Source organism: Rathayibacter sp. Leaf299 (assembly GCF_001423055.1).
Classification (GTDB): domain Bacteria; phylum Actinomycetota; class Actinomycetes; order Actinomycetales; family Microbacteriaceae; genus Rathayibacter; species Rathayibacter caricis.
Map to the genome: position 1 here is coordinate 848,209 of NZ_LMNT01000002.1, position 21,713 is coordinate 869,921.

A 21,713-nucleotide genomic window follows, 5' to 3' on the forward strand; every position below is an offset into this window, starting at 1 on the left:
GCCTGCAGATCGTGCGGAGGCCTGCAGATCGTACGGGGCAGCTCGCGGCGGGGGCGGACGGCTCCGCCCTACGCGTCGGCGGGCGGTGCGTCCGGGAACGGCCCGAGCCCGAGGAGGAAGCGCAGCAGCACCTCGGCCGGCGCCCGGACGGCCGGGCCCAGGCCCAGCTCCCAGCCGGCGTCCGTCGCGACGAGGGAGCGGCCGCGGAGCGCGGCGCGGATCGGGAGCGGCGCGCGCTGCATCCGCTCCATCGCGATCGCACCCGAGACGCGGGGCGGCAGGTCGACTCCGGTGACGAGGCTCAGCTCGACCCGGACGACGTCGACCAGGTCGGCCACGCCTCTGGACCCGGAGCCGGAGCGCCGGGCCGAGGCGAGCGCCGTGAGAGCGCCGGGGATCTCCTCGGCCGGGGGAGGGGAGCCCGCCTCCCGGGCGCCGACGCGGGTGGCGAGGCGCTGGCCGGTGCTGCTCGAGAGCCGCACCACGAGCTCGCCGAGAACGGCGGCGGCGGAGGGAGGAGGGGTGGAGGGGGCGGAGACGGCACCGGCCGCCTCCTCCTCCAGGAAGGAGGGGGAGGCGGCCAGTACCGCGAGGCGATCGAGTCGATCGGCGACGAGCGGGCGCCAGTCGTTGCTGACCCCCGACTCGTCGACGTCGGGCCGAGCGCTCAGCGGGAGGAACCGCGACCAGTCGGGCACGGGACTCCGATCAGCGTCCGCCTGCGCGGCGCTTGTTGTAGACGTCGAAGGCGACCGCGAGCAGGAGCACGAGGCCCTTGACCGCCTGCTGCCACTCGATGCCGATGCCCATGATCGACATGCCGTTGTTCAGGACGCCGATGATGAGTCCACCGAGGATCGCGCCGCCGATGGTGCCGACGCCGCCCTGGACCGCCGCGCCGCCGATGAAGGCGGCCGAGATGGCCTCGAGCTCGAAGCCGTCTCCGGCCTTGGGGCCGGCGAGGTTCAGGCGGGCGGTGAAGACGAGTCCGGCCAGCGCGGCGAGGACGCCCATGTTGACGAACAGCCAGAAGGTCACGTTGCGGGTCTTGATACCCGAGAGCTCAGCGGCGTGCAGGTTGCCGCCGATCGCGTAGACGTGGCGGCCGAAGACCGAGCGGTTCATCACGACGCCGTAGACCAGCACGAGCACGGCCAGCACGATCAGGGTCACCGGGATGCCCTTGAAGGTGGAGAGCGCGAAGGCGAAGGCGCCGATGACGAGCGCGACGAGGACGAGCTTGGTGACGAACCAGACGCCCGGCTCGACGCTCTGGTTGTACTTCTGGCGGCCGCGGCGGGTGCGCAGCGACTGCACGGTGAACGCGATGATCGCCAGCGCGCCGACTCCGAGCGACAGCGGGTCGAGCGCGGTCTCGCCGAACAGGTCGGTGAGGAAGCCGTTGCCCAGCGCGCGGTACTCGATCGGGAAGGAGCCGATGTTCGCGTTGCCGAGGACGACGAGCGCGAGGCCGCGGAAGATCAGCATGCCCGCCAACGTCACGATGAACGCGGGTATGCCGACGTAGGCGATCCAGAAGCCCTGCCAGGCGCCGACGAGGGCGCCGATGCCGAGCGACAGGATGATCGACAGCCACCACGGGAGACCCATGGTGACCGCGAAGACACCCGAGACGGCTCCGACGAACGCGGCGACCGAGCCGACCGAGAGGTCGATGTGCCCGGCCACGATGACCATCACCATGCCGATGGCGAGGATCAGGATGTAGCCGTTCTGGACGATCAGATTGGAGATGTTCTGCGGGCGCAGCAGGATCCCCTCGGTCATGATCTGGAACAGCAGCACCACCACGATGAGGGCGATGAAGATGCCGTTCTTGCCGAGGTCGCCCAGCACGTGGCTGAGGCGCTTCGTGAACGCGTTCTCGGTGGGGTTCACCTGCGCGCCCGCCGCCGTGGGCGGGGTGTTCTGCAGATCGGTCATCGTTGCTTCTCCTGGGTCATGAGGGTGAGGACCGCCTCGGGGGTCGCCTCGGCGATGGGCAGCTCGCCCGTGATCCGGCCCTCCGACAGCGCGTACACGCGGTCGCAGATGCCGAGCAGCTCGGGGAGCTCGGAGGAGATGACGATGATCCCCTTACCCGCCGCCGCGAGCTTGTTGATGATGGTGTAGATCTCGTACTTCGCTCCCACGTCGATGCCGCGGGTGGGCTCGTCGAGGATCAGGACGTCGGGGTCGGAGTAGATCCACTTCGACAGGACGACCTTCTGCTGGTTGCCGCCCGAGAGCTTGCCGGTCTTGGCGAGCACGGTCGGCGACTTGATGTTCATGCTGCCGCGGTACTCGTTCGCGACCTCGAACTCGCGGTTGTCGTCGACGAGTCCGCCCTTCGACACCTTCTCGAGCGAGGCGAGCGAGATGTTCCGCTTGATGTCGTCGATGAGGTTGAGGCCGTAGTGCTTGCGGTCCTCCGTGGCGTAGGCGAGCCCGTGGGCGATCGCCTCCGACACGTTGCGCATCTTGATCTCCTTGCCGGCCTTGAAGACCTGGCCCGAGATGCGGCTGCCGTAGGAGCGGCCGAAGAGGCTCATCGCGAACTCGGTGCGACCCGCGCCCATGAGGCCGGCGATGCCGACGATCTCGCCGCGGTGCACCGTGAGGTTCACCTTGTCGACCATGACGCGAGTCGGGTCCTGCGGGTGGTGGGCCGTCCAGTCCACGACGCGGAGGATCTCCTCGCCGATGTGCGGGGTGTGGTCCGGGTAGCGGTGGTCGAGGTCGCGGCCGACCATGTCCTTGATGATCCGGTCCTCGGTCACGTCGTCGTGAGCGATCGTCTCGATCGTCTTGCCGTCGCGGATGACCGTCACGGTGTCCGCGATCTTCTTGATCTCGTTCAGCTTGTGGCTGATGATCAGCGACGTGATGCCCTGCTCCTTCAGGTGCAGGATCAGGTCGAGCAGGTGGTCCGAGTCCTCGTCGTTGAGCGCCGCGGTGGGCTCGTCGAGGATGAGCAGCTTGACCCGCTTGGAGAGCGCCTTGGCGATCTCGACGAGCTGCTGCTTGCCGACTCCGATCTCCTGGATCTTCGTCGTGGGGTTCTCCTTCAGACCCACCCGGGCGAGCAGCGCGGCCGCCTCCTGATTGGTCTTGTTCCAGTCGATCAGCCCCGCGAATCCGCGGACCTCGTTGCCGAGGAAGATGTTCTCGGCGATCGAGAGGTAGGGGCTGAGGGCCAGCTCCTGGTGGATGATGACGATGCCCTTGGCTTCCGAGTCGCGGATGCTGCCGAACTGCATCACGTCGCCCTCGAAGACGATGTCGCCCTCGTAGGTGCCGTGCGGGTAGACCCCGGACAGGACCTTCATCAGCGTCGACTTGCCGGCGCCGTTCTCGCCGCAGATCGCGTGCACCTCGCCGCGCGCGGCGTTCAGAGTCACGTCCTGCAGCGCTTTGACACCCGGGAACGTCTTGGTGATCCCGCGCATCTCGAGAATGTTGGTGCTCACTACGCCTCACTCCTTCAGGGAGCCGGGCCCCCTCTCGGGGACCCGGCTCGGATCGTTCAGTACCGACTCGCGACCCGCACCCTCTCGGGCGCCGATCCGGTCACGGCCCCTCGGGGAGGCCTCGCTCGCTTCCGCTCCTCTTTGTTAAGAGGAGTGACGCAACAGCTCCTCCTCAGGAGGGCATCCGCGGCGGCTCCTCCTCGGGAGGGCTGTCGCGGAGCTCCTCCTCCTGGAGGGCGGTCGCGGTTCTCGGTGGGGTGAGCTGCAAGGCGGAGGAGGAAGCGATGGTGGAACCATCGCGCCAGACGACAACGCCGCAGATCACCCCACCGAGGTTCGCGCTTAACCGTTGATTTCGGCGTCGGTGTAGTAGCCGCCGTCGACCAGGACCGACTCGATGTCGTCCTTGGTCACGATGACGGGCTCGAGGAGGTACGACGGGACGACCTTCTCGCCGTTGTCGTAGGTCTCGGTGTCGTTGACCTCGGGCTCGGTGCCCTCGAGGACGGCCTGCGCCATGGTGACGGCCTCGGCCGCGAGCTCGCGGGTGTCCTTGTAGATGGTCGCGTACTGCTCGCCCGAGATGATCGCCTTGACCGAGTCGAGCTCGGCGTCCTGGCCGGTGATGATCGGGAAGTCGGTTCCGACGGTGTAGCCGGCGTCGGTCAGGGCCGAGATGATGCCGCGGCTGAGGCCGTCGTAGGGCGAGAGGACGCCCTGGACCTGGGATCCGTCGGAGTACGACTTGGTCAGGATGTCCTCCATGCGGCTCTGGGCGACCTCGGGGTCCCAGCGCAGCGTGGCGACGGTGGTGAACTCGGTCTCGTCGCTCTTGACGACGAGGGTTCCGTCGTCCATGAAGGGCTTGAGGGTGTCCATCGCGCCGTTGAAGAAGAACGTGGCGTTGTTGTCGTCGGGGCTTCCGGCGAACAGCTCGATGTTGAACGGGCCGGCCGGCGCGTCGGCGGCGGGGGCTCCGGTCAGGTCGGTCAGGCCCAGGCCCGCGAGGAGCGAGGTGGCCTGCTGCACGCCGACCTTGTAGTTGTCGAAGGTCGCGTAGTAGTCGACGTTGGCCGAGTCGCGGATGAGGCGGTCGTAGGCGATGACCGGGATGTCGTTCGCGGCCGCCTCCTCGAGCACGCTCGTGAGGGTGGTGCCGTCGATCGAGGCGATGATCAGGGCCTTGGCGCCCTTGGTGATCATGTTCTCGAGCTGCGAGACCTGGGTGGGGATGTCGTCCTCGGCGTACTGCAGGTCGACCTCGTAGCCGGCCTCCTCGAGCTGCGACTTGACGTTGTCGCCGTCGGCGATCCAGCGCTCGGAGGACTTCGTCGGCATCGCGACGCCGACCAGTCCGCCTTCGCCGCCGCCGTCGCCGCTGCCCGAGTCGCCGCCGCTGGAGCAGGCTGCGAGGGAGAGGATCATCGCTCCGCCGGCGAGGCCGGCGAGGAGGGAGCGCTTCATAGTGGTCACTGTGATTCCTTCGTCATTGAATGCAGTGGGAGGGGCCGCTCCCGGTTGCGGGGCGGGGATGTGAGCGCTCATGTGAGCGATCACATGGAGTGATGCTAGACCCGTGGATCGCTTTCGTGCCACCGGGAAAGTTGCGACTCGGTAACGGCGCGCGGTGACGGACGCTCCGCGACGCCTGTCGGGCGCAGGGTGCGGGGCACTGCGGTGGACCCGCGGACGACGAGCTGCGGCTCGATCGGCGGCGCCGGCTCCGGCCGCTCGCCCTCGATCAGGCTGAGCAGCGTCGCCATGCAGCGGCGGCCGAGCTCGGCGAAGTCCTGGCGGACGCTCGTCAGCGGCGGCCAGTAGAACGCGGCCTCGGGGATGTCGTCGTAGCCGATCACGCTGACGTCCTCGGGCACCCGGATCCCGCGCTCGTGGAAGGCGCTCAGCAGGCCCAGCGCCATCTGGTCGTTCGCGGCGAAGACGGCCGTGAAGTCGAGGAACCGCGCGAGCTCCAGGCCCACGCGGTGGCCGCGCTCGGCGCTCCAGTCGCCCAGGAGCGGCGGTCGCATCGCGATGTCGCGGTCGTCGAGCTCGGCCAGGAAGCCGCGCATCCGCGCCTCCGCCTCGATCCAGTCCTGCGGGCCGGCCAGGTGCACGATCTCGGTGTGCCCGAGGTCGATCAGGTGCGCGGTGGCCAGGCGCGCCCCCGCCATCTGGTCGACGTACAGCGCGTCGTCGCGGGAGTCGTCCGAGGTCTGCAGGGTCACGTGCGGGATCCGCAGCGCGGCCCCCGAGAGGATGTCGAACACGCGGATCTGCGGCGCGATGACCACGAGACCCTCGACCGCCTGGTTCAGCAGGTGGCGGATCCCGGCCTGGATCGACTCGCCGTCGGTGCCGTCGACGTTGGCGGTGACGACGAGGTAGCCGGCATCGCGCGCGGCGACCTCGATCGCCTGGATGCTCGACGCCGGGCCGTACTGGAGGCTCTGCGAGGACAGCACGCCGACGGTGCGCGTGCGGCTGGTGACCAGCGCGCGGGCGGCGAGGTTGGGACGGTAGTCGAGGTCGGCCATCACGGCGAGGACGCGGCGCTTGGTCTCGGCGCGCAGGCTCGGGTGGTCGTTCAGGACGCGCGAGACGGTCTGGTGCGAGACTCCGGCGGCGCGCGCGACGTCGTAGATGCTGGGAGCCCGGGGCGCGGGCTTGTCTTCCGGCATCGGGGCACCGTGGCTCTCTGTGATCGGCGGCGCCCTGTCGCAGGGACCGTCCGAGCCCGCGTCAGCGCGGGACCCGCCCGTCCGCGGGCGCGTGTGAGCACACCTTACGTCGCTCGGGGCCCCGGAGTGCTCGCGCGCAGGACCACCGAGGTCGCGACGGGCTCGGCGGGAGCGTCGTCGTCGCCGAGCGCGACGGCGAGGGAGCGCTCGCCGAGCTCGCGCAGCGGCACGGCCACGGTGGTGAGCGCGGGGTGCACGTCGCGCACCGTGGGGATGTCGTCGAAGCCCGCGACGCCGAGGTCGGCGCCGGGCTCGATCCCGGCCGCGCGCAGGGCGGAGGAGACTCCCATCGCCATCACGTCGCTCACGGCGAAGACGAGGTCGATCTCGTCGCGGTGCTCGGCGAGGAGTCTCGTGGCGCCGTCGAATCCGCCGTCGCGCGAGAAGGGCGCCTCGACCACGAGCGCGTCGTCGAGGGCGATGCCGTGCGCCTCGAGCCCTTCGCGGAAGCCCTGCACGCGATCGTGCGACGTGAGGATCGCGGGGCTGCCGGACACGACTCCGAAGCGCCGGTAGCCCTGCTCGACGAGGGCCTCGGCCAGCGCTCGCGCACCCGCGCGGTTGTCGAGCACGACGGTCGGGAACGGCAGTCCGCCCTGGCTGATAAGCACGACGCGGCCGCCGGCGGCCTCGAACGAGGTGAGCTCGGCGATGAGCGCGTCGCGCTCGTCCTCGCCGGCGAAGCGGCTGCCCGCGAGGATCATCACTCGCGGCCGCGCGCCGCGCAGGGCCCGCACGATGGCGAGCTCGCGGGCGGAGTCGCGGCCGGTGACGGCCATTGTGACGACGAGGCCGAGCTGCTCCGCCGCTCCGGCGACGCCCGCGGCGATGGTCGAGAAGTAGGGGTCGGCGATGTCGCTGACGATCAGGGCGACCGTGCTGGTCGAGCCCTTGGCGACGGCCTGGGCCGAGAGGTTGGGGGAGTAGCCGAGGCGCTGGGCGGCCGCGAGCACGCGGACCCGGTACTCCTCGGCGACCTTGCGCTGACTGCCGTTCAGCGATCGCGAGGCGGTGGCGAGCGAGACGCCGGCCTCTCGCGCGACGTCGTGCAGGGTCACTCCGGAGCTGCGTCCTGATCGTGTCGGCACAGGCGCGTCCCTTCGGTCCCGGTCATTCTGGCACAGGGGGTGCGCGCGGGGCGGGAGCCGTGGCCCTGGGCCGAGGCCGGGGTTCCCTCGATGCGCGGCGGGTACCGTGGACGGATGCGCCTGCTCCTCATCCGCCACGGCCAGACGCCCTCGAACGTCGCCGGGCTCCTCGACACCCGCATCCCCGGACCCGGGCTGACCGAGCTCGGACGCACCCAGGCGGAGCTGCTGCCCGAGACGCTCGCCGGTGAGGGCATCGGCGCGCTCTACGTCTCGACGATGCGCCGGACCCACGAGACGGCGGCGCCGCTCGCGGCGGCCCTGGGGCTCGAGCCGATCGAGCGCGACGGGATCCGCGAGATCGCGGCGGCCGGTCTCGAGATGCGCGGCGACGAGGCCGCGGTCGAGGAGTACATGGGCACCGTGTTCCGCTGGGCCGGCGGCGAGACCGGGCTGAGGCTCGCCGGGGGTGAGACGGGCGAGGAGTTCGCGGCGCGGTACGACTCCGTCGTCGCGGAGGCGGAGTCGTCGGGGCACGGCACGGTCGCGCTGGTCAGCCACGGGGCGGCGATCCGCTGCTGGGCGGGGCTGCGCTCGAAGGACCTCGACGCGCGCTTCATCGCCGATCACCTGCTCGACAACACCGGCGTCGTCGTGCTCGTGGGCGGCGGCTCGGAGTGGGTGCTCGAGTCGTGGCAGGGCGAGCCGGTGAGCGGAGTGGGAGCCGCTGCTCCGTCCGGTCCGTCGGGGGACACGACGGCCTGATCCGGACCGCCGGTCGGTTTCCCCGGGAGAGTCGGGTAACGATCGAGCAACGAAGCGTAAGGGGCCCTGACCTGGGATTCCTCGCCGACGACGCGGATGCGCACGGCTGCTGACCCCTCTCGTCGAATAGTCGGACATTTGCCGGTCCGGGGCTCCGCGACTACCGTGGACGGCGGTCTTCGAGACCCCGATGAACCGGTCCGCGCCCGTGCCCCGTCCCCGTGACGGAGAGCCGCGAGCGTACGGTCAGCGGGAGCGGAGGCGGCCCCGAGGCCGCCTCGGACACACCCCGGACGCCTCCATCCCCCGCCTGCGTCGCGCGGCGGGCAGCACGCGGAGGCTCGATCCGGGGAGTCCCACGCGCCCCGACCCGGCACCACGAGATGAGAGAGCGCGGGATCCGTCCTGCGCCCCGACGGAGCGTACGTGCAGCAGAACCAGAACGACATCAGCGAGCCCGCGGGCGGAGTGGTCCTCGAGGACCTCGCCGTTCCCGCCCTCGAGGCGAGAGGGCTCTTCAAGGTCTTCGGACGGCGTCCCGACGAGGCGGTGAGGCGACTGCGGGCGGGCGCCGACCGGGACGACCTCGGCTCCTCCGGGACCGCGGCGGTGATCGACGCCTCGTTCGCCGTGCGCCGCGGCGAGATCTTCGTGGTGATGGGGCTCTCGGGCTCCGGCAAGTCCACGCTGATCCGCATGCTCAACGGCCTGCAGGAGCCGACGGCGGGCGAGGTCCTGATCGACGGGTCGAGCATCACGGGAGTGCCCGACGGGGAGCTGCGGCGGGTGCGCCGTTCGTCCGTCTCGATGGTGTTCCAGCACTTCGCGCTGCTGCCGCACCGCACCGTGCTCGACAACGTCGCCTACCCGCTCGAGATCCAGGGCGTCCCCGTTCAGGAGCGGCGCGAGCGCGCGCTGCTGGCGATCGAGCGCGCCGGACTCGCCGGCTGGCACGACACGACGCCCGGCGAGCTCTCCGGAGGCATGCGCCAGCGCGTCGGCCTCGCCCGCGCGCTCGCGGCCGACACGGGCATCGTCCTGATGGACGAGGCGTTCTCGGCACTCGATCCGCTCATCCGGCGCGAGATGCAGGAGCAACTGATCGAGCTGCAGCAGGAGCTCGGGAAGACGATCGTCTTCATCACCCACGACCTCAACGAGGCGATGCTCCTCGGCGACCGCATCGCCGTCATGCGCGACGGCCGCATCGTCCAGATCGGCACCCCGGAGGAGATCCTCACCGACCCGGCGAACGACTACGTCGCGCAGTTCGTGCAGGACGTCGACCGTGCGCGCGTGCTGACCGCCGCCGCCGTGATGGAGCCGCCGCGCTCCGTCGTGACCCTCGCCGCCGGGCCCCGCGCGGCGCTCCGCGGGATGCGCGACCTGCAGACCTCCGCGGCGTTCGTGGTCGGCGCCGGACGCCGACTGGTCGGAACCGTTCGCGACCGCGACGTGATGGGGCAGGTGCGCCGGAGCGAGGTCGATCTCTCGGCCGTCGTCACTGCGGACGTCGTCGCCGTCGCTCCGGACACCGCGCTGAGCGAGATCATCGAGCCCGCCGTCGAGACGGAGCTGCCCGTCGCGGTCGTCGACGGGAGCGGACGCCTGCTCGGGGCGATCCCGCGCGTCACGCTGCTGGCCGCCCTCGGCAACATCAGCTCGCAGACCGGGGAGCAGCCGGTGATCGAGCCGCCGGCGACGATCCCGACGGAGCTCGTCACGGCCACGCTGCACGCGACGGGCGGACCCGTCGACGACTCCGTGCTCGCGAGCGAGGGGGGCGTCCGATGATCCGCCTGCCCCTGGGTGACGCCGTCGAGAGCGGCATCGACGCCCTCACCGCGGTCTTCCAGCCCGTCTTCGACCTGATCAGGACCGTCTTCGGCGCTCTCTACACGGGAGTCGACGCGGTGCTCGCCACTCCGCCGTTCTGGGTGATCATCGCGTTCCTCGCGGTGCTCGCCTACGCCGCGCGCGGGTGGGTCCTCGCGATCGGCACCGCGGTGGGGCTCGTGGTGATCGTGAGCGTGGACCAGTGGGAGAACGCGATGGACTCGCTCGCGCTGGTGCTCGTCGCCTCCGTGATCGCCATCGCGCTGAGCGTGCCGCTGGGCGTGCTCGCCGCGCGCAACCGGACGGCCTCCACGATCCTCCGCCCGGTGCTCGATCTGATGCAGACCATGCCGGCGTTCGTGTACCTGATCCCGGCGCTGATCTTCTTCCGCGTCGGAGTCGTGCCCGGCATCGTCGCGACGATCGTCTTCGCGATGGCGCCGGGGGTGCGCCTGACCGAGCTCGGCATCCGCGGGGTCGACCCCGAGCTCGTCGAGGCGGGGGAGGCGTTCGGCTCGTCGAAGTGGCGGATCCTGCGCCAGATCCAGCTGCCGCTCGCGCTGCCGTCGATCCTGGCGGGGCTCAACCAGGTGATCATGCTGTCGCTCTCGATGGTGGTCATCGCCGGCATCGTCGGAGCGGGCGGGCTGGGCGGCGACGTCGTCGCGAGCCTCAACCGGATCGACGTGTCGCTCGGGTTCGAGGCCGGGATCTCGGTGGTGATCCTCGCGATCGTGCTCGACCGGATGACGGGGGCGCTGGGGAAGCCCTCGCCCGCCCGCGTCGCCCGGGCCGGCAGCCGTCGCGCCGTGATCCTGACCCGCTCGGCCGTCGCGGCCGTCTCGGTCGCCGTCGTCGCCTCCCTCGGCGCGTCGGCCGTCGCGGGGCCGGCGAGCACCGCCTCCGTCGATAACGGCGACCGCACCGACGTGCGCCTGGCCGTGTTCCAGGGCTGGGACGAGGGCATCGCGGTGTCGGCGCTCTGGGGCGCCGTGCTCGAGGAGCAGGGCTACGACGTCGAGCTCTCGGACATCGACGTGGCGCCCGGTTTCGCGGGGCTCGCCGCCGGGAGCTACGACCTGGCGCTGGACACCTGGCTGCCGACCACCCACGGCAGCTACCTGGAGCAGTACGGCGACCAGCTCGTCGACCTCGGAGCCTGGAACGACGAGGCGAAGCTGACCATTGCGGTCAACGAGGACGCTCCGATCGACACGCTCGAGGAGCTCGCGGCGAATCCGGACGTCGTCGGGAACCGGCTCATCGGCATCGAGCCCGGGTCGGGGCTGAACGCCGTGACGACCGAGGAGGTCATCCCCGGGTACGGCCTCGAGGGGATGGAGTACCTGACGTCGTCGACGCCGGCGATGCTGCAGGAGCTCGAGACCGCGACGGCGAACGGCGAGGACATCGCCGTGACGCTCTGGCGCCCGCACTGGGCCTACGACGCGTTCCCGGTGAAGGACCTCGAGGACCCGAAGGGGCTGCTCGGCGAGGCGGAGGACATCCACTCGTTCGGCTCGAGCTCGTTCGACGGCGACTTCCCGACGCTGAGCAGCTGGATGCGCGACTTCCGGATGGACTCCGAGACGCTCTACTCGCTCGAGAACGCGCTGTTCAACTCCGCGTCGGACGACCGCGACGCGGCGCTCGCCGAGTGGATGGACGAGAACCGCGAGTACGTGGACTCGATGACGTCCTGATCTCGGCTGCCCTGCGAGATGCCACTCCGATCCGCGACACGCCGTCGAAGGCGTACCGGAGTGGCATCTCGCGGACGGCGTCAGGCGCGGGCCGCCGCGTACTGCGCGCGGATCGCGGGGCGGTGGTCGGCCGCCGGCTCGGCCACCGAGGTGACCTGCCAGGTCGGCCGCGAGCCGGTCAGCGCCCACGCGGCCTGCACTGCGGCTCCGTCGGCCACGTACTCGCCGGGGGTCGGCACGACCACGGGAACGTCGAACACCTGCGAGGCGGCCAGCTGCACGGCGCGGTTCTGCGCCGCTCCGCCGATCAGCAGGATGCGCCGCGCGTCCACCCCGAGGCCGCGCACCGCGTCGAGGCCGTCGGCCAGACCGCAGAGCATGCCCTCGATCGCCGCGCGGGCGAGGTTCCGGCGCTTGGTCGAGGCGATGGTCATGCCGTGCAGGCTCGCCGTCGCATCCGGCAGGTTGGGGGTGCGCTCGCCCTCGAAGTACGGGACGAGCACGAGGCCGTCGGCGCCCGGCTCCGCCTGCAGCGCGAGGTCGGCGAACTCGTCGAAGCCGGCTCCGAGCAGGGCGGCGGTCGAGGACAGCACGCGGGCGGCGTTGAGCGTCGCGACGAGCGGCAGGAAGCGCCCGCTCGCGTCCGCGAAGCCGGCGACGGTCCCGGAGGGGTCGCGCACCGGGTCCTCGGTCACCGCGAAGACGGTGCCGCTCGTGCCGATGCTGACGACCACGTCGCCGGGTCCCGCGCCGAGCCCGAGCGCCGCGCCCGCGTTGTCGCCGGCGCCGGGGCCGACCACGAGGCCCTCCGACGTCCGGCCCGCCTCCTCCGACGGACCGAGTACGCGCGGGAGCGCCGGGCGGTGTCCGAGCGCGTGCTCGAGCAGCTCGAGGTCGTAGCCGTCGGCGCCCCAGTACGAGGTGCCGGAGGCGTCCGAGCGGTCGGTCGTCAGCGCGTCGAGGTCCACGCCGCGCGGGGATCCGGGTCCGTAGCCCAGCAGGCGCCAGGTCAGCCAGTCGTGGGGGAGGGCGACCGCCGCGACGCGCGCCGCGTTCTCGGGCTCGGCGTCGCGCAGCCAGCGGAGCTTCGTGGCCGTGAAGGAGGCGACCGGGACGGTGCCCGTGCGGCGCGCCCACTCCTCCGCCCCGAGCTCGGCGACCAGCGCCTCGGCGGCGCCCGCGCTGCGCGTGTCGTTCCAGAGCAGTGCGGGGCGGATCACCTCGCCGTCGGCGTCCAGCACGACCATGCCGTGCTGCTGCCCGCCGATCGAGATCGCGGCGACGTCGTCGAGTCCGCCGGCATCCGCAAGGGCCGCGGTCAGCGCGTCCCACCAGGCCGAGGGGTGCACCTCGGTGCCGTCGGGGTGGCTCGCGCGACCGGTGCGGACCACCGCTCCGCTCTCGAGGTCGCGGACGACCACCTTGCAGCTCTGGGTCGACGAGTCGACTCCTGCGACCAGCGTCATCGCCGTGTCCGTTCCTCCCGCGGCGGCGGGATGCGTCTTCAGAGGGGGGGGTACGGGGGAACGGACGAGACCCCGTGCCGGAGGGCAGGGGGTCTCGTCCGTCAGGGGAGCGCCGGAGCGATCAGCGGGCGCCGAGCAGGTGCTCGGTCGCGAGCTGCTGCAGGCGCACGAAGCCGAAGCCCTTGCCGCCGAGGTAGGCGTCGGCGTCGAACGACTCGTACGACGCGGTGTCGGCGAGCAGGTCGTCGTAGGACTCGCCCTCGTTCAGCGTCGGGGTCTGCAGCTCGGCGACCTTGGCGGCGGCGAGCGCCTCCTGCACCTCGGGGTCGGCGCGGAAGGCCGCGGCGCGCTCCTTCAGCAGCAGATAGGTGCGCATGTTCGCGGCGGCCGAGTCCCAGACTCCGGTCTCGTCCTCGGTGCGCGAGGGCTTGTAGTCGAAGTGGCGCGGGCCGTCGTAGGAGGGGACTCCGCCGGGGCCGCCGTTCTCGAGGAGGTCGACGAGCGAGAACGCGTTGTGCAGGTCGCCGTGGCCGAAGACGAGGTCCTGGTCGTACTTGATGCCGCGCTGGCCGTTGAGGTCGATGTGGAAGAGCTTGCCGTGGTACAGCGCCTGGGCGATGCCGGCGGTGAAGTTCAGGCCCGCCATCTGCTCGTGGCCGACCTCGGGGTTCACGCCGACGAGCTCGGGGCGCTCGAGCGAGTCGATGAACGCGATCGCGTGACCGAGGGTCGGCAGGAGGATGTCGCCGCGGGGCTCGTTGGGCTTCGGCTCGATGGCGAAGCGGATGTCGTAGCCCTTGTCGGTGACGTAGTCGCCGAGCAGGTTGACGGCCTCGCGGTAGCGCTCGAGAGCGGCGCGGATGTCCTTCGCGGAGTCGTACTCGGCGCCCTCGCGGCCGCCCCACATGACGAAGGTCTGGGCGCCCAGCTCGGCGGCGAGGTCGATGTTGCGGAGGACCTTGCGCAGCGCGAAGCGGCGCACGTCGCGGTCGTTGGAGGTGAATCCGCCGTCCTTGAACACCGGGGCGCTGAAGAGATTGGTGGTGACCATCGGCACGACGAGGCCGGTCGACTCGAGTGCGCCCTTGAGGCGGTCGATCTGGGTCTGGCGCTCGGCGTCGGTCGAGCCGAAGGCGAAGAGGTCGTCGTCGTGGAAGGTGAGGCCGTAGGCGCCCAGCTCGTCCAGCTTCTCGACGGCGTGCACCACATCGAGGGGCTCGCGGGTCGGGCCGCCGAAGGGGTCCGTGCCGTTGTAGCCGATGGTCCAGAGGCCGAACGAGAACTTGTCGGCGCGGGTGGGGGTCAGGGACATGGATCCGATCCTTTCCGGCGACGTCGCCGAATTGTTGTTGCGGCCAACATATCGGGGGCGGCGGCTGCGCGCAACGCCGATCGACTGCGTCCTCGGTCTCGGCGGCCGATATGTCGCGGGTCGCGACAAACCTGTTGCGGAAGCGCTTCGACTCTGCGTACAGTGCTCAGCAGCACAGCCCCGTCGAAGCGTTTCGAGCGTCGAGGGGGTCCGACGACGAGGTCCGGCAGGAGGAACGATGGCGACCATCCACGACGTCGCCCGCGCTGCCGGGGTCTCGATCAGCACGGTCTCCTACGCCCTCTCGGGCAAGCGCTCCATCGCCGCCACCACCCGCCAGCGGGTCGACGACGCGGTGCGCGAGCTCGGCTACCGGCCGCACGCCGGCGCCCGGATGCTCGCCGGGGCGCGGACCCACATCCTCGCCCTCTCGGCGCCGATGCGCGGCGAGCTGCACCTCCCCACCCACATGCGCTTCGTGACGGAGGTGCTCGAGCGGGCCCGCGAGTCCGACTACGACGTGCTGCTGCTCGTCACCGACGAGGCCTCCAGCGGCATCGACCGTGTCTCCTCCTCCTCGCTCGTCGACGGCATCGTGCTGATGGGCGTCGACGACGACGACGACCGCGCCGCGCTCATCCGCGACGCGGGGGTGCCCGCGACCTTCATCGGCGTCCCCGCCGACGCCCACGACCTCGCCTGCGTCGACCTCGACTTCGCGGAGGCGGCGCGTCGCAGCGTCCGCACGCTCGCCGAGCAGGGCCACCGGTCCGTCGGTCTGATCGAGCACCCGCAGTCGTACACCGACCGCAATGCCGGCTTCGTCCGCCGCTTCGACGACGCGTTCCGGGCGGAGTGCGTCGCGCTCGGCCTCGAGATCGTGGTCGAGCGCCCGCACCTCGGCCGCGCCCACGCCGCGTCCGCCGTCGACGCGATCCTCGGATCCGCGATCGCCCCGACCGCCCTCGTGCTGCACTGCAACGAGCCCGTGGCCGAGGCCGCCGTCGAGCGCGTGCTCGAGCGCGGCCTCTCCGTCCCCGGGGACCTCTCGGTCCTCGCCGCCTGCGCGAGCTACGACGGAGCGGCGCTGCGCGTCCCGGTGAGCTCCTTCCCCCTCCCGTTCGACGCGATGTGCCGTGCGGCCGTCGGTCGCACCCTCCAGCAGATCGACTCCGGCCGCACCGTCGGCGTCGACCTCCTCCCGCCCCACTACGTCGACCGCGGTTCCGTCGCGGCCGCGGCGATCGGCGCTCGCGTGCCGACCGCCTCCTGACGCCCCTCCCTCCACTTCCTGCTCCTGCTCCTCGTCGGCCGATCGTCGAAACGCTTCGACACTCGTCCGATCGGAGAGCGCTCCACCACCCACCCACGCAGTCACAGCCCAGCGGCACCGTCCGAAGGAGAACACCCGCTATGTCGCCTCGTCCCCGCACCGCCTTCCACCGCCCCACCGCCGCCGCGGTCGGCTCGCTCAGCCGTCGCGGCCTGCTCGCCGGCGGCGTCGGCCTCGGCGCGGTCTTCGCGCTCGCCGCCTGCTCCGGAGGAGGATCCGACGCCGGATCCGACGCCCTCGCCACCGAGGTCGACGGCGCCGGCCGCACCCTCACCATGTGGGACTTCGAGACCCCCGACAGCGACCGCGGCATCGCCTGGCTCGCCGCCCGCGACATCTTCACGCAGGAGACCGGCGCCGAGATCGCCTACGAGTTCAAGGCCTTCGAGCAGCTGCGCACCGGCGCCAGCCAGATCTTCAACTCGAACTCGGCCCCGGACGTCGTCGAGTACAACAAGGGCAATGCCACGAGCGGCCTGCTCTCGAGCCAGGGCCTGCTCACGAACCTCGACGAGGCCGTCGAGTTCTACGGCTGGGACAAGCTGGTCCCGGGTGCGCTGCAGACGACCGCCAAGTACGACGAGGACGGCATCATGGGCTCCGGCTCCTGGTACGGGATCCCGAACTACGGCGAGTTCACCTTCGTCTACTACAACGAGGACGCCTTCGCGGCGAACGGCATCGAGGTGCCGACGACCTACGACGAGTTCATCGCTGTGCTCGACGCGTTCGTGGCCAAGGGCATCACGCCGCTCGCCGAGGCCGGGGCCGAGTACCCGCTGCAGCAGCTCTTCTACCAGCTCGCGCTGCTGAAGGCCGACCGCCAGTGGATCACCGACTACCAGACCTACACGGGCGAGGTCGACTTCTCGGACGCCGCGTGGTCCTACGCCGCCGACCAGCTCCAGGAGTACGTCGACAAGGGCTACATCTCGCCGGACGCCTCCGGCCTCAAGGCCGAGGACGCGGGCACCGCGTTCATCTCGGGCGACTACCCGATCTTCTTCTCGGGCTCCTGGTGGTTCGGCCGCTTCAAGACCGAGATCACCGGCTTCGAGTGGAACACGTTCCTCTTCCCGGGCGCGGAGTTCACGATGGGCTCGGCGGGCAACCACTGGGTGATCCCCGAGACGGCGAAGAACAAGGACCTCGCCTACAAGTGGATCGACATCACGATGCGCCCCGAGATCCAGAACCTGATCGGCAACAACGGAGGCATCCCGCTGGTCGTCGACGAGTCGGCGATCACGGACGAGAAGAGCAAGGAGCTGCTGTCGCAGTGGAAGACGGTCGTCGACGGCGACCAGCTCTCGTTCTACCCCGACTGGCCCACCGCGACCTTCTACGACGACCTCGTCGCCGCGACGCAGGAGCTGCTGAACAAGTCGACGTCGCCCGACGACATGCTCGCGCAGCTGCAGGAGAAGTACGACGACGGAGTGGACGACATCAAGTGACGCGCAGCGTCACTTGAAGGCGGCCAGCCCCGCGCCCACAGGCGCGGAGTAACCGCGGAAGCCTCGACACCGCGACGGCGACCCCTCAATGGGGTCGCATGAACGTCCGCTGAGGTCCCGCCCGCCGCATCCCCTCCCGCGAGATGCCACTCCGGTACACGACACGCCGTCGGACCCGTCCCGAAGTGGCATCTCGCGGCCCCCTCCCGCACGCCTCCCCGCACGACCTCTAGGAGTACCCATGACGACGACCGCACCGCGTCGCGCGGAGAGCGCGCCACCGCCTCCGGCCGCGAAGCCCCCGCGCGAGAAGCGCTCGGGCGGCTACTGGCTCTACCTGATCCCCGGGTTCGTGCTCTTCACGTTCATCGTGCTGATCCCGCTCGTGTGGAACGTCTACATCAGCTTCACCTCGTGGCGCGGCATCAAGCCGCCGATCTTCATCGGCCTCGAGAACTGGGTCGAGCTGATGGGCGACGACCAGTTCTGGACGTCGTTCCTCAACTCCGTCTACATGATCATCGCCATGGTGATCGTGCCCACGATCCTCGGCCTCCTGCTCGCCGCGATCCTGTTCGACCTGGTCGGCAAGAAGTTCGGCGGCAAGCTGGCGAGCTTCCTCCGCGCCACCTACTACCTCCCGCAGATCCTCCCCACGGTGATCGCCGCGATCGTCATCGGCTGGATCCTGCGCCCCGACAACGGCGCGCTCAACACGATCCTCGAGGCCGTCGGCCTCGGCTCCCTCTCGCACGACTGGCTGGGCAAGCCCGACACCGCGATGCTCTCGATCATGGTCGTGATGATCTGGGTCCAGCTGGGCTACCCGGTCGCCATCTTCATGGCGGCGCTGCAGCGCGTGGATCCGGAGCTCTACGAGGCCGCGGAGCTCGACGGCGCGAACTGGTTCCAGCGCTTCCGCTGGATCACCGTGTCGATCATCCGCCCCGAGATCTTCGTGGTCACCCTCACCTGCACCATCGCCGCGCTGAAGGTCTTCGGACCGATCTACGCGCTGACCCGCGGCGGGCCGGGCGATTCGACGATCGTGCCGAGCTACTACTCCTACACCGAGTTCTTCCAGAAGCAGCAGGTGGGCTACGGCGCCACCATCGCGACCGCCCTCACGATCGTCATCGTGATCCTGGCCGTGCTGTTCATCCGCGCCCAGGAGCGCGTCGAGCGCAGCGAAGGAGCCCGCTGATGTCGGCCATCGAGACCCTGCCCCTCACCCAGGCGGGCACCGCGGACAGCGACCTGACCACGTCGCGACGCGCGCCCAAGCCCGCCAAGGGCACCACCAAGCGCACGATCGGCGACTGGGCGATCCTCGTGGTCGCGATCGTCATCGGGCTGGTGATCATCAGCCCCGTGCTGCTGATCCTGCTCAACTCGTTCAAGACCCCCGCCGAGTACTCGGCGAACGGCCCGCTCGCGTTCCCGACCGGGCTGTCCTTCGACGGCCTGTCGACCTTCTGGGAGCGGGTGAACTTCCCCGAGAAGCTCGGCAACTCGATCCTGATCTCGGGGTCGGTCGCGATCCTCGCCGTCGCCCTCTCGGTGCTGAACGCCTATGCGATCGGCATCGGGCGGGTGAAGGGCCGCAGCTGGATCATCGTGCTGTTCCTGCTGGCGAACATGCTGCCGCAGGAGGCCCTGCTCTACCCGCTGTACTACATGTTCAAGGCGGTGGGGATCTACGACAGCCAGCTGTCCGTGATCATCATCTTCACGGTCATCCAGTCGGCCTTCGGCACCTACCTGCTCTCGAGCGTCTACGGCACGTTCCCGAAGGAGATCCTCGAGGCCGCGGCGCTGGACGGCGCCTCGAAGTGGCAGGTGCTCACCCGGGTGATCGTGCCGATCTCGCGGCCGACCCTCTCGGTGCTGATGATCTTCTTCTTCATCTGGACCTGGAACGAGTTCCTCATCCCGCTGGTGTTCCTCGTGAGCGACGCGACGCAGACCGTCCCGATCGCGATCTCGAGCCTCCAGGGCGACAAGATCATGGACGTCACGACGACGAGCGCGAGCGCCCTGCTGGGCCTGCTCCCGACGCTGATCTTCTTCCTGATCTTCCAGCGCACGCTGACCCGCGGCATCACCGCCGGCGCGGTCAAGTAGCACCACCACTGCAAGCGGGGGCCCCACCGGCCCCTGCTCCGCGGTGCCCGCACTCCGCACCCCGCACGACCACCTCCACCGCCACCAGAGAGGCACACGCATGAAGTTCACCGACGGGTTCTGGCAGACGAGGGCCGGATTCACCGCCCTGTTCGCGCAGGAGGCGTACGACATCCGCGCCACCGGCTCGGCACTGGAGGTGATCGCGCCGACGAAGGTCATCCAGGGCCGCGGCGACGTGCTGAACCGTCCCGCGCTCACCGTCACGGTCTCCTCGCCCGCCGAGGGAGTCGCGAAGGTGCGCATCGAGCACTGGCGCGGCACCGCCACCCGGCCCGGCTTCGCCCTGACCGAGGGCTCGGTCGGCGAGGCGAGCGTCACGGAGGCGGGCGGCGTGCTCCGCACGGGCGATCTCGAGGTCCGCGTCGCGCAGGGCGCGCCCTGGTCGCTCGAGTTCTGGGACACCGCGACCGGCACGCGCCTGACCGGCTCCGGCCACAAGTCCCAGGGCTACCTGACCGGACCCGACGACGATCCCTACGTGCACGAGCAGCTCGACCTCGGAGTCGGCGAGCTCGTCTACGGTCTCGGCGAGCGATTCGGCCCGTTCGTGAAGAACGGCCAGACGGTCGACGTGTGGAACGCCGACGGAGGGACCTCCTCCGAGCAGGCCTACAAGAACGTCCCCTTTTACCTCTCCAACCGCGGCTACGGCGTGCTCGTCAACGACCCCGGCCTCGTCTCGTTCGAGATCGGCTCGGAGTCGGTCGAGCGCGTGCAGTTCTCGGTCGGCGGCGAGGCGCTGGAGTACCTGGTGATCCAGGGTCCGACGAAGAAGGACGTCCTGCGCCGCTACACGGGGCTCGCCGGCCGCCCGTCCGTCGTGCCCGCGTGGAGCTACGGCCTCTGGCTGACCACCAGCTTCACGACGAGCTACGACGAGGACACCGTCAACTCCTTCATCGACGGCTTCGCCGAGCGCGAGCTGCCGCTGTCGGCCTTCCACTTCGACTGCTTCTGGATGCGCGAGTTCCAGTGGACCGACCTCGAGTGGGACTCCCGCACCTTCCCGGACCCCGAGGGCATGCTCGCCCGCCTGCACGACCGGGGCCTGAAGACCTGCGTCTGGATCAACCCGTACATCGCACAGGCCTCGCCGCTCTTCGCAGAGGGCCGCGAGAAGGGCTACCTGCTGAGGACGACGTCGGGCGACGTCTGGCAGTGGGACCTCTGGGTCGCCGGCATGGCGCTGGTCGACTTCACCAACCCGGAGGCGACGCGCTGGTTCCAGGACAAGCTGCGCGTGCTCGTCCGCCAGGGCGTCGACTCCTTCAAGACCGACTTCGGCGAGCGGATCCCGGCCGAGGGCGTGGTCTGGGCCGACGGCACCGACCCGGAGGCGATGCACAACTGGTACACCCAGCTCTACAATCTCGCGGTGCACCAGGTGCTCGTCGAGGAGCTGGGGGAGGGGCGCGCGACGCTCTTCGCCCGCAGCGCCACCGTCGGCGGGCAGGCCCTGCCGGTGCACTGGGGCGGCGACAACACCTCGTCCTACGTGTCGATGGCCGAGACCCTCCGCGGCGGACTCTCGCTCGCGCTCGGCGGCTTCGGCTTCTGGGCGCACGACATCGGCGGCTTCGAGGGCACGCCCGACCCGGGCGTCTTCAAGCGCTGGCTCGCGTTCGGACTGCTCTCCTCGCACTCCCGCCTGCACGGCTCCACCTCGGTCCGCGTGCCGTGGGAGTTCGGCGACGAGGCGGTCGACATCACCCGCCGCTTCACCGAGCTGAAGCTCTCGCTGATGCCGTACCTCTACGCGGCGGGCGCGGAGGCGGCGCGCGAGGGCATCCCGGTGATGCGGCCGATGACGCTCGAGTTCGAGGACGACCGGAACGCCGCGCACCTGGACACGCAGTACATGCTCGGCCACGACCTGCTGGTCGCCCCGGTCTTCACTCCCGACGGCTCGGTCGAGTTCTACCTGCCCCGCGGAAGCTGGACCAGCTGGTGGACCGGCGAGACCGTCGACTCGACGGGGGAGTGGCGCCGCGAGGTCCACGGCTTCGACACCCTGCCGCTCTACGTGCGCGAGGGGGCGGTGGTGCCCGTCGGCTCTCGGACCGACGTCGCCGAGTACGACTACCTCGACGGGCTCGAGCTCCGGGTGTTCCCGGGCGGCGACGGCGCGCGCGAGGTGCGGGTCGTGGCGCACGACTCCGGGGTCGAGACGGTCTTCACCGTCGCCCGCTCGGGTGCCGATGTGAGCGTCGACGGGCCGGAGGGCAGCTGGACCTGGAGTCGCGCAGGGGCGTGAGTCTGCAGAACCTCCGCCGAGAGGAGGGGATGTCGCCTGACAGCGGTCATCCCCTCCTCCCGGCTGATGATGTGCGCGGCCGGCCGTCGTAACGCACCCGGCGG

The 21,713-nt window shown here is 70.5% G+C and carries 16 protein-coding genes; 8 read left to right on the forward strand and 8 right to left on the reverse strand.

Annotated features, from left to right (window positions below; all coding sequences use genetic code 11):
* Positions 1-68: 68 nt before the first annotated feature.
* The 6 genes from ASF48_RS19445 to ASF48_RS11235 all read right to left on the reverse strand — a co-directional run bounded on the left by ASF48_RS19445 (position 69) and on the right by ASF48_RS11235 (position 7,296).
* Complete coding sequence (locus ASF48_RS19445; protein WP_055791156.1) at positions 69-698, reverse strand: hypothetical protein; 630 nt, start codon at positions 696-698, stop codon at positions 69-71.
* Positions 699-708: 10 nt separating this feature from the next.
* Positions 709-1,944 (reverse strand): multiple monosaccharide ABC transporter permease, encoded by a 1,236-nt coding sequence (mmsB, locus tag ASF48_RS11215; RefSeq protein WP_055791160.1) that lies wholly within the window; start codon positions 1,942-1,944, stop codon positions 709-711.
* Positions 1,941-3,470 (reverse strand): multiple monosaccharide ABC transporter ATP-binding protein, encoded by a 1,530-nt coding sequence (mmsA, locus tag ASF48_RS11220; protein WP_055791163.1) that lies wholly within the window; start codon positions 3,468-3,470, stop codon positions 1,941-1,943. The genes mmsB and mmsA overlap by 4 nt, the downstream gene beginning before the upstream one ends.
* Before the next feature lie 342 nt (positions 3,471-3,812).
* Positions 3,813-4,934 carry a multiple monosaccharide ABC transporter substrate-binding protein gene (gene chvE / locus ASF48_RS11225; RefSeq protein ID WP_055791166.1) on the reverse strand — a complete coding sequence of 374 codons (1,122 nt, stop codon included), beginning with the start codon at positions 4,932-4,934 and terminating at the stop codon, positions 3,813-3,815.
* A 104-nt stretch (positions 4,935-5,038) separates the two neighbouring features.
* Positions 5,039-6,148, reverse strand: coding sequence for a LacI family DNA-binding transcriptional regulator (locus ASF48_RS11230; protein WP_082481295.1), 1,110 nt, complete (start codon positions 6,146-6,148; stop codon positions 5,039-5,041).
* Positions 6,149-6,252: 104 nt separating this feature from the next.
* Entirely contained in the window at positions 6,253-7,296 is a 1,044-nt protein-coding gene (locus ASF48_RS11235; RefSeq protein WP_055791168.1) for a LacI family DNA-binding transcriptional regulator, read from the reverse strand.
* Positions 7,297-7,410: 114 nt separating this feature from the next.
* Here ASF48_RS11235 and ASF48_RS11240 point away from each other — a divergent pair, with 114 nt between their 5' ends.
* From ASF48_RS11240 to ASF48_RS20080, 3 genes are all read left to right on the forward strand, one after another.
* Positions 7,411-8,061 (forward strand): histidine phosphatase family protein, encoded by a 651-nt coding sequence (locus ASF48_RS11240; RefSeq protein WP_055791171.1) that lies wholly within the window; start codon positions 7,411-7,413, stop codon positions 8,059-8,061.
* A 426-nt stretch (positions 8,062-8,487) separates the two neighbouring features.
* The gene (locus ASF48_RS11245) at positions 8,488-9,855 is read left to right on the forward strand and encodes a quaternary amine ABC transporter ATP-binding protein (protein ID WP_442965573.1); all 1,368 of its coding nucleotides are present in this window, start codon (positions 8,488-8,490) and stop codon (positions 9,853-9,855) included.
* Complete coding sequence (locus tag ASF48_RS20080) at positions 9,852-11,600, forward strand: ABC transporter permease/substrate binding protein (protein ID WP_055791173.1); 1,749 nt, start codon at positions 9,852-9,854, stop codon at positions 11,598-11,600. The genes ASF48_RS11245 and ASF48_RS20080 overlap by 4 nt, the downstream gene beginning before the upstream one ends.
* An 80-nt stretch (positions 11,601-11,680) precedes the next feature.
* Here the strand turns inward: ASF48_RS20080 and xylB are convergent, their stop codons facing one another.
* Positions 11,681-13,066 (reverse strand): xylulokinase, encoded by a 1,386-nt coding sequence (gene xylB, locus ASF48_RS11255; protein ID WP_055791176.1) that lies wholly within the window; start codon positions 13,064-13,066, stop codon positions 11,681-11,683.
* 121 nt (positions 13,067-13,187) lie between these two features.
* Positions 13,188-14,378 (reverse strand): xylose isomerase, encoded by a 1,191-nt coding sequence (gene xylA / locus ASF48_RS11260; RefSeq protein WP_055791178.1) that lies wholly within the window; start codon positions 14,376-14,378, stop codon positions 13,188-13,190.
* Between the two features lie 238 nt (positions 14,379-14,616).
* Here xylA and ASF48_RS11265 point away from each other — a divergent pair, with 238 nt between their 5' ends.
* The 5 genes from ASF48_RS11265 (at position 14,617) to yicI (ending at position 21,609) form a co-directional block, all read left to right on the forward strand.
* Positions 14,617-15,651: a LacI family DNA-binding transcriptional regulator gene (locus ASF48_RS11265; RefSeq protein WP_055791181.1), complete on the forward strand. Its 1,035-nt coding sequence runs from the start codon at positions 14,617-14,619 to the stop codon at positions 15,649-15,651.
* A 140-nt stretch (positions 15,652-15,791) separates the two neighbouring features.
* Complete coding sequence (locus tag ASF48_RS11270) at positions 15,792-17,168, forward strand: ABC transporter substrate-binding protein (protein WP_082481299.1); 1,377 nt, start codon at positions 15,792-15,794, stop codon at positions 17,166-17,168.
* Between the two features lie 241 nt (positions 17,169-17,409).
* Entirely contained in the window at positions 17,410-18,372 is a 963-nt protein-coding gene (locus tag ASF48_RS11275; RefSeq protein WP_055791186.1) for a carbohydrate ABC transporter permease, read from the forward strand.
* The gene (locus ASF48_RS11280; RefSeq protein ID WP_082481301.1) at positions 18,372-19,292 is read left to right on the forward strand and encodes a carbohydrate ABC transporter permease; all 921 of its coding nucleotides are present in this window, start codon (positions 18,372-18,374) and stop codon (positions 19,290-19,292) included. Before ASF48_RS11275 ends, ASF48_RS11280 begins: the two co-directional genes overlap by 1 nt.
* Before the next feature lie 100 nt (positions 19,293-19,392).
* Complete coding sequence (gene yicI / locus ASF48_RS11285; protein WP_055791189.1) at positions 19,393-21,609, forward strand: alpha-xylosidase; 2,217 nt, start codon at positions 19,393-19,395, stop codon at positions 21,607-21,609.
* Positions 21,610-21,713 lie beyond the last annotated feature (104 nt).

Excerpts from the sequence above, each read along its gene's own strand:
- ASF48_RS20080 (WP_055791173.1), top strand. The coding sequence starts at position 9,852 with ATGATCCGCCTGCCCCTGGGTGACGCCGTCGAGAGCGGCATCGACGCC.
- yicI (WP_055791189.1), top strand. The coding sequence starts at position 19,393 with ATGAAGTTCACCGACGGGTTCTGGCAGACGAGGGCCGGATTCACCGCC.
- ASF48_RS11265 (WP_055791181.1), top strand. The coding sequence starts at position 14,617 with ATGGCGACCATCCACGACGTCGCCCGCGCTGCCGGGGTCTCGATCAGC.
- ASF48_RS11275 (WP_055791186.1), top strand. The coding sequence starts at position 17,410 with ATGACGACGACCGCACCGCGTCGCGCGGAGAGCGCGCCACCGCCTCCG.
- ASF48_RS11240 (WP_055791171.1), top strand. The coding sequence starts at position 7,411 with ATGCGCCTGCTCCTCATCCGCCACGGCCAGACGCCCTCGAACGTCGCC.
- xylB (WP_055791176.1), bottom strand. The coding sequence starts at position 13,066 with ATGACGCTGGTCGCAGGAGTCGACTCGTCGACCCAGAGCTGCAAGGTG.
- chvE (WP_055791166.1), bottom strand. The coding sequence starts at position 4,934 with ATGAAGCGCTCCCTCCTCGCCGGCCTCGCCGGCGGAGCGATGATCCTC.
- ASF48_RS11230 (WP_082481295.1), bottom strand. The coding sequence starts at position 6,148 with ATGCCGGAAGACAAGCCCGCGCCCCGGGCTCCCAGCATCTACGACGTC.
- ASF48_RS11280 (WP_082481301.1), top strand. The coding sequence starts at position 18,372 with ATGTCGGCCATCGAGACCCTGCCCCTCACCCAGGCGGGCACCGCGGAC.
- ASF48_RS11270 (WP_082481299.1), top strand. The coding sequence starts at position 15,792 with ATGTCGCCTCGTCCCCGCACCGCCTTCCACCGCCCCACCGCCGCCGCG.
- mmsB (WP_055791160.1), bottom strand. The coding sequence starts at position 1,944 with ATGACCGATCTGCAGAACACCCCGCCCACGGCGGCGGGCGCGCAGGTG.
- xylA (WP_055791178.1), bottom strand. The coding sequence starts at position 14,378 with ATGTCCCTGACCCCCACCCGCGCCGACAAGTTCTCGTTCGGCCTCTGG.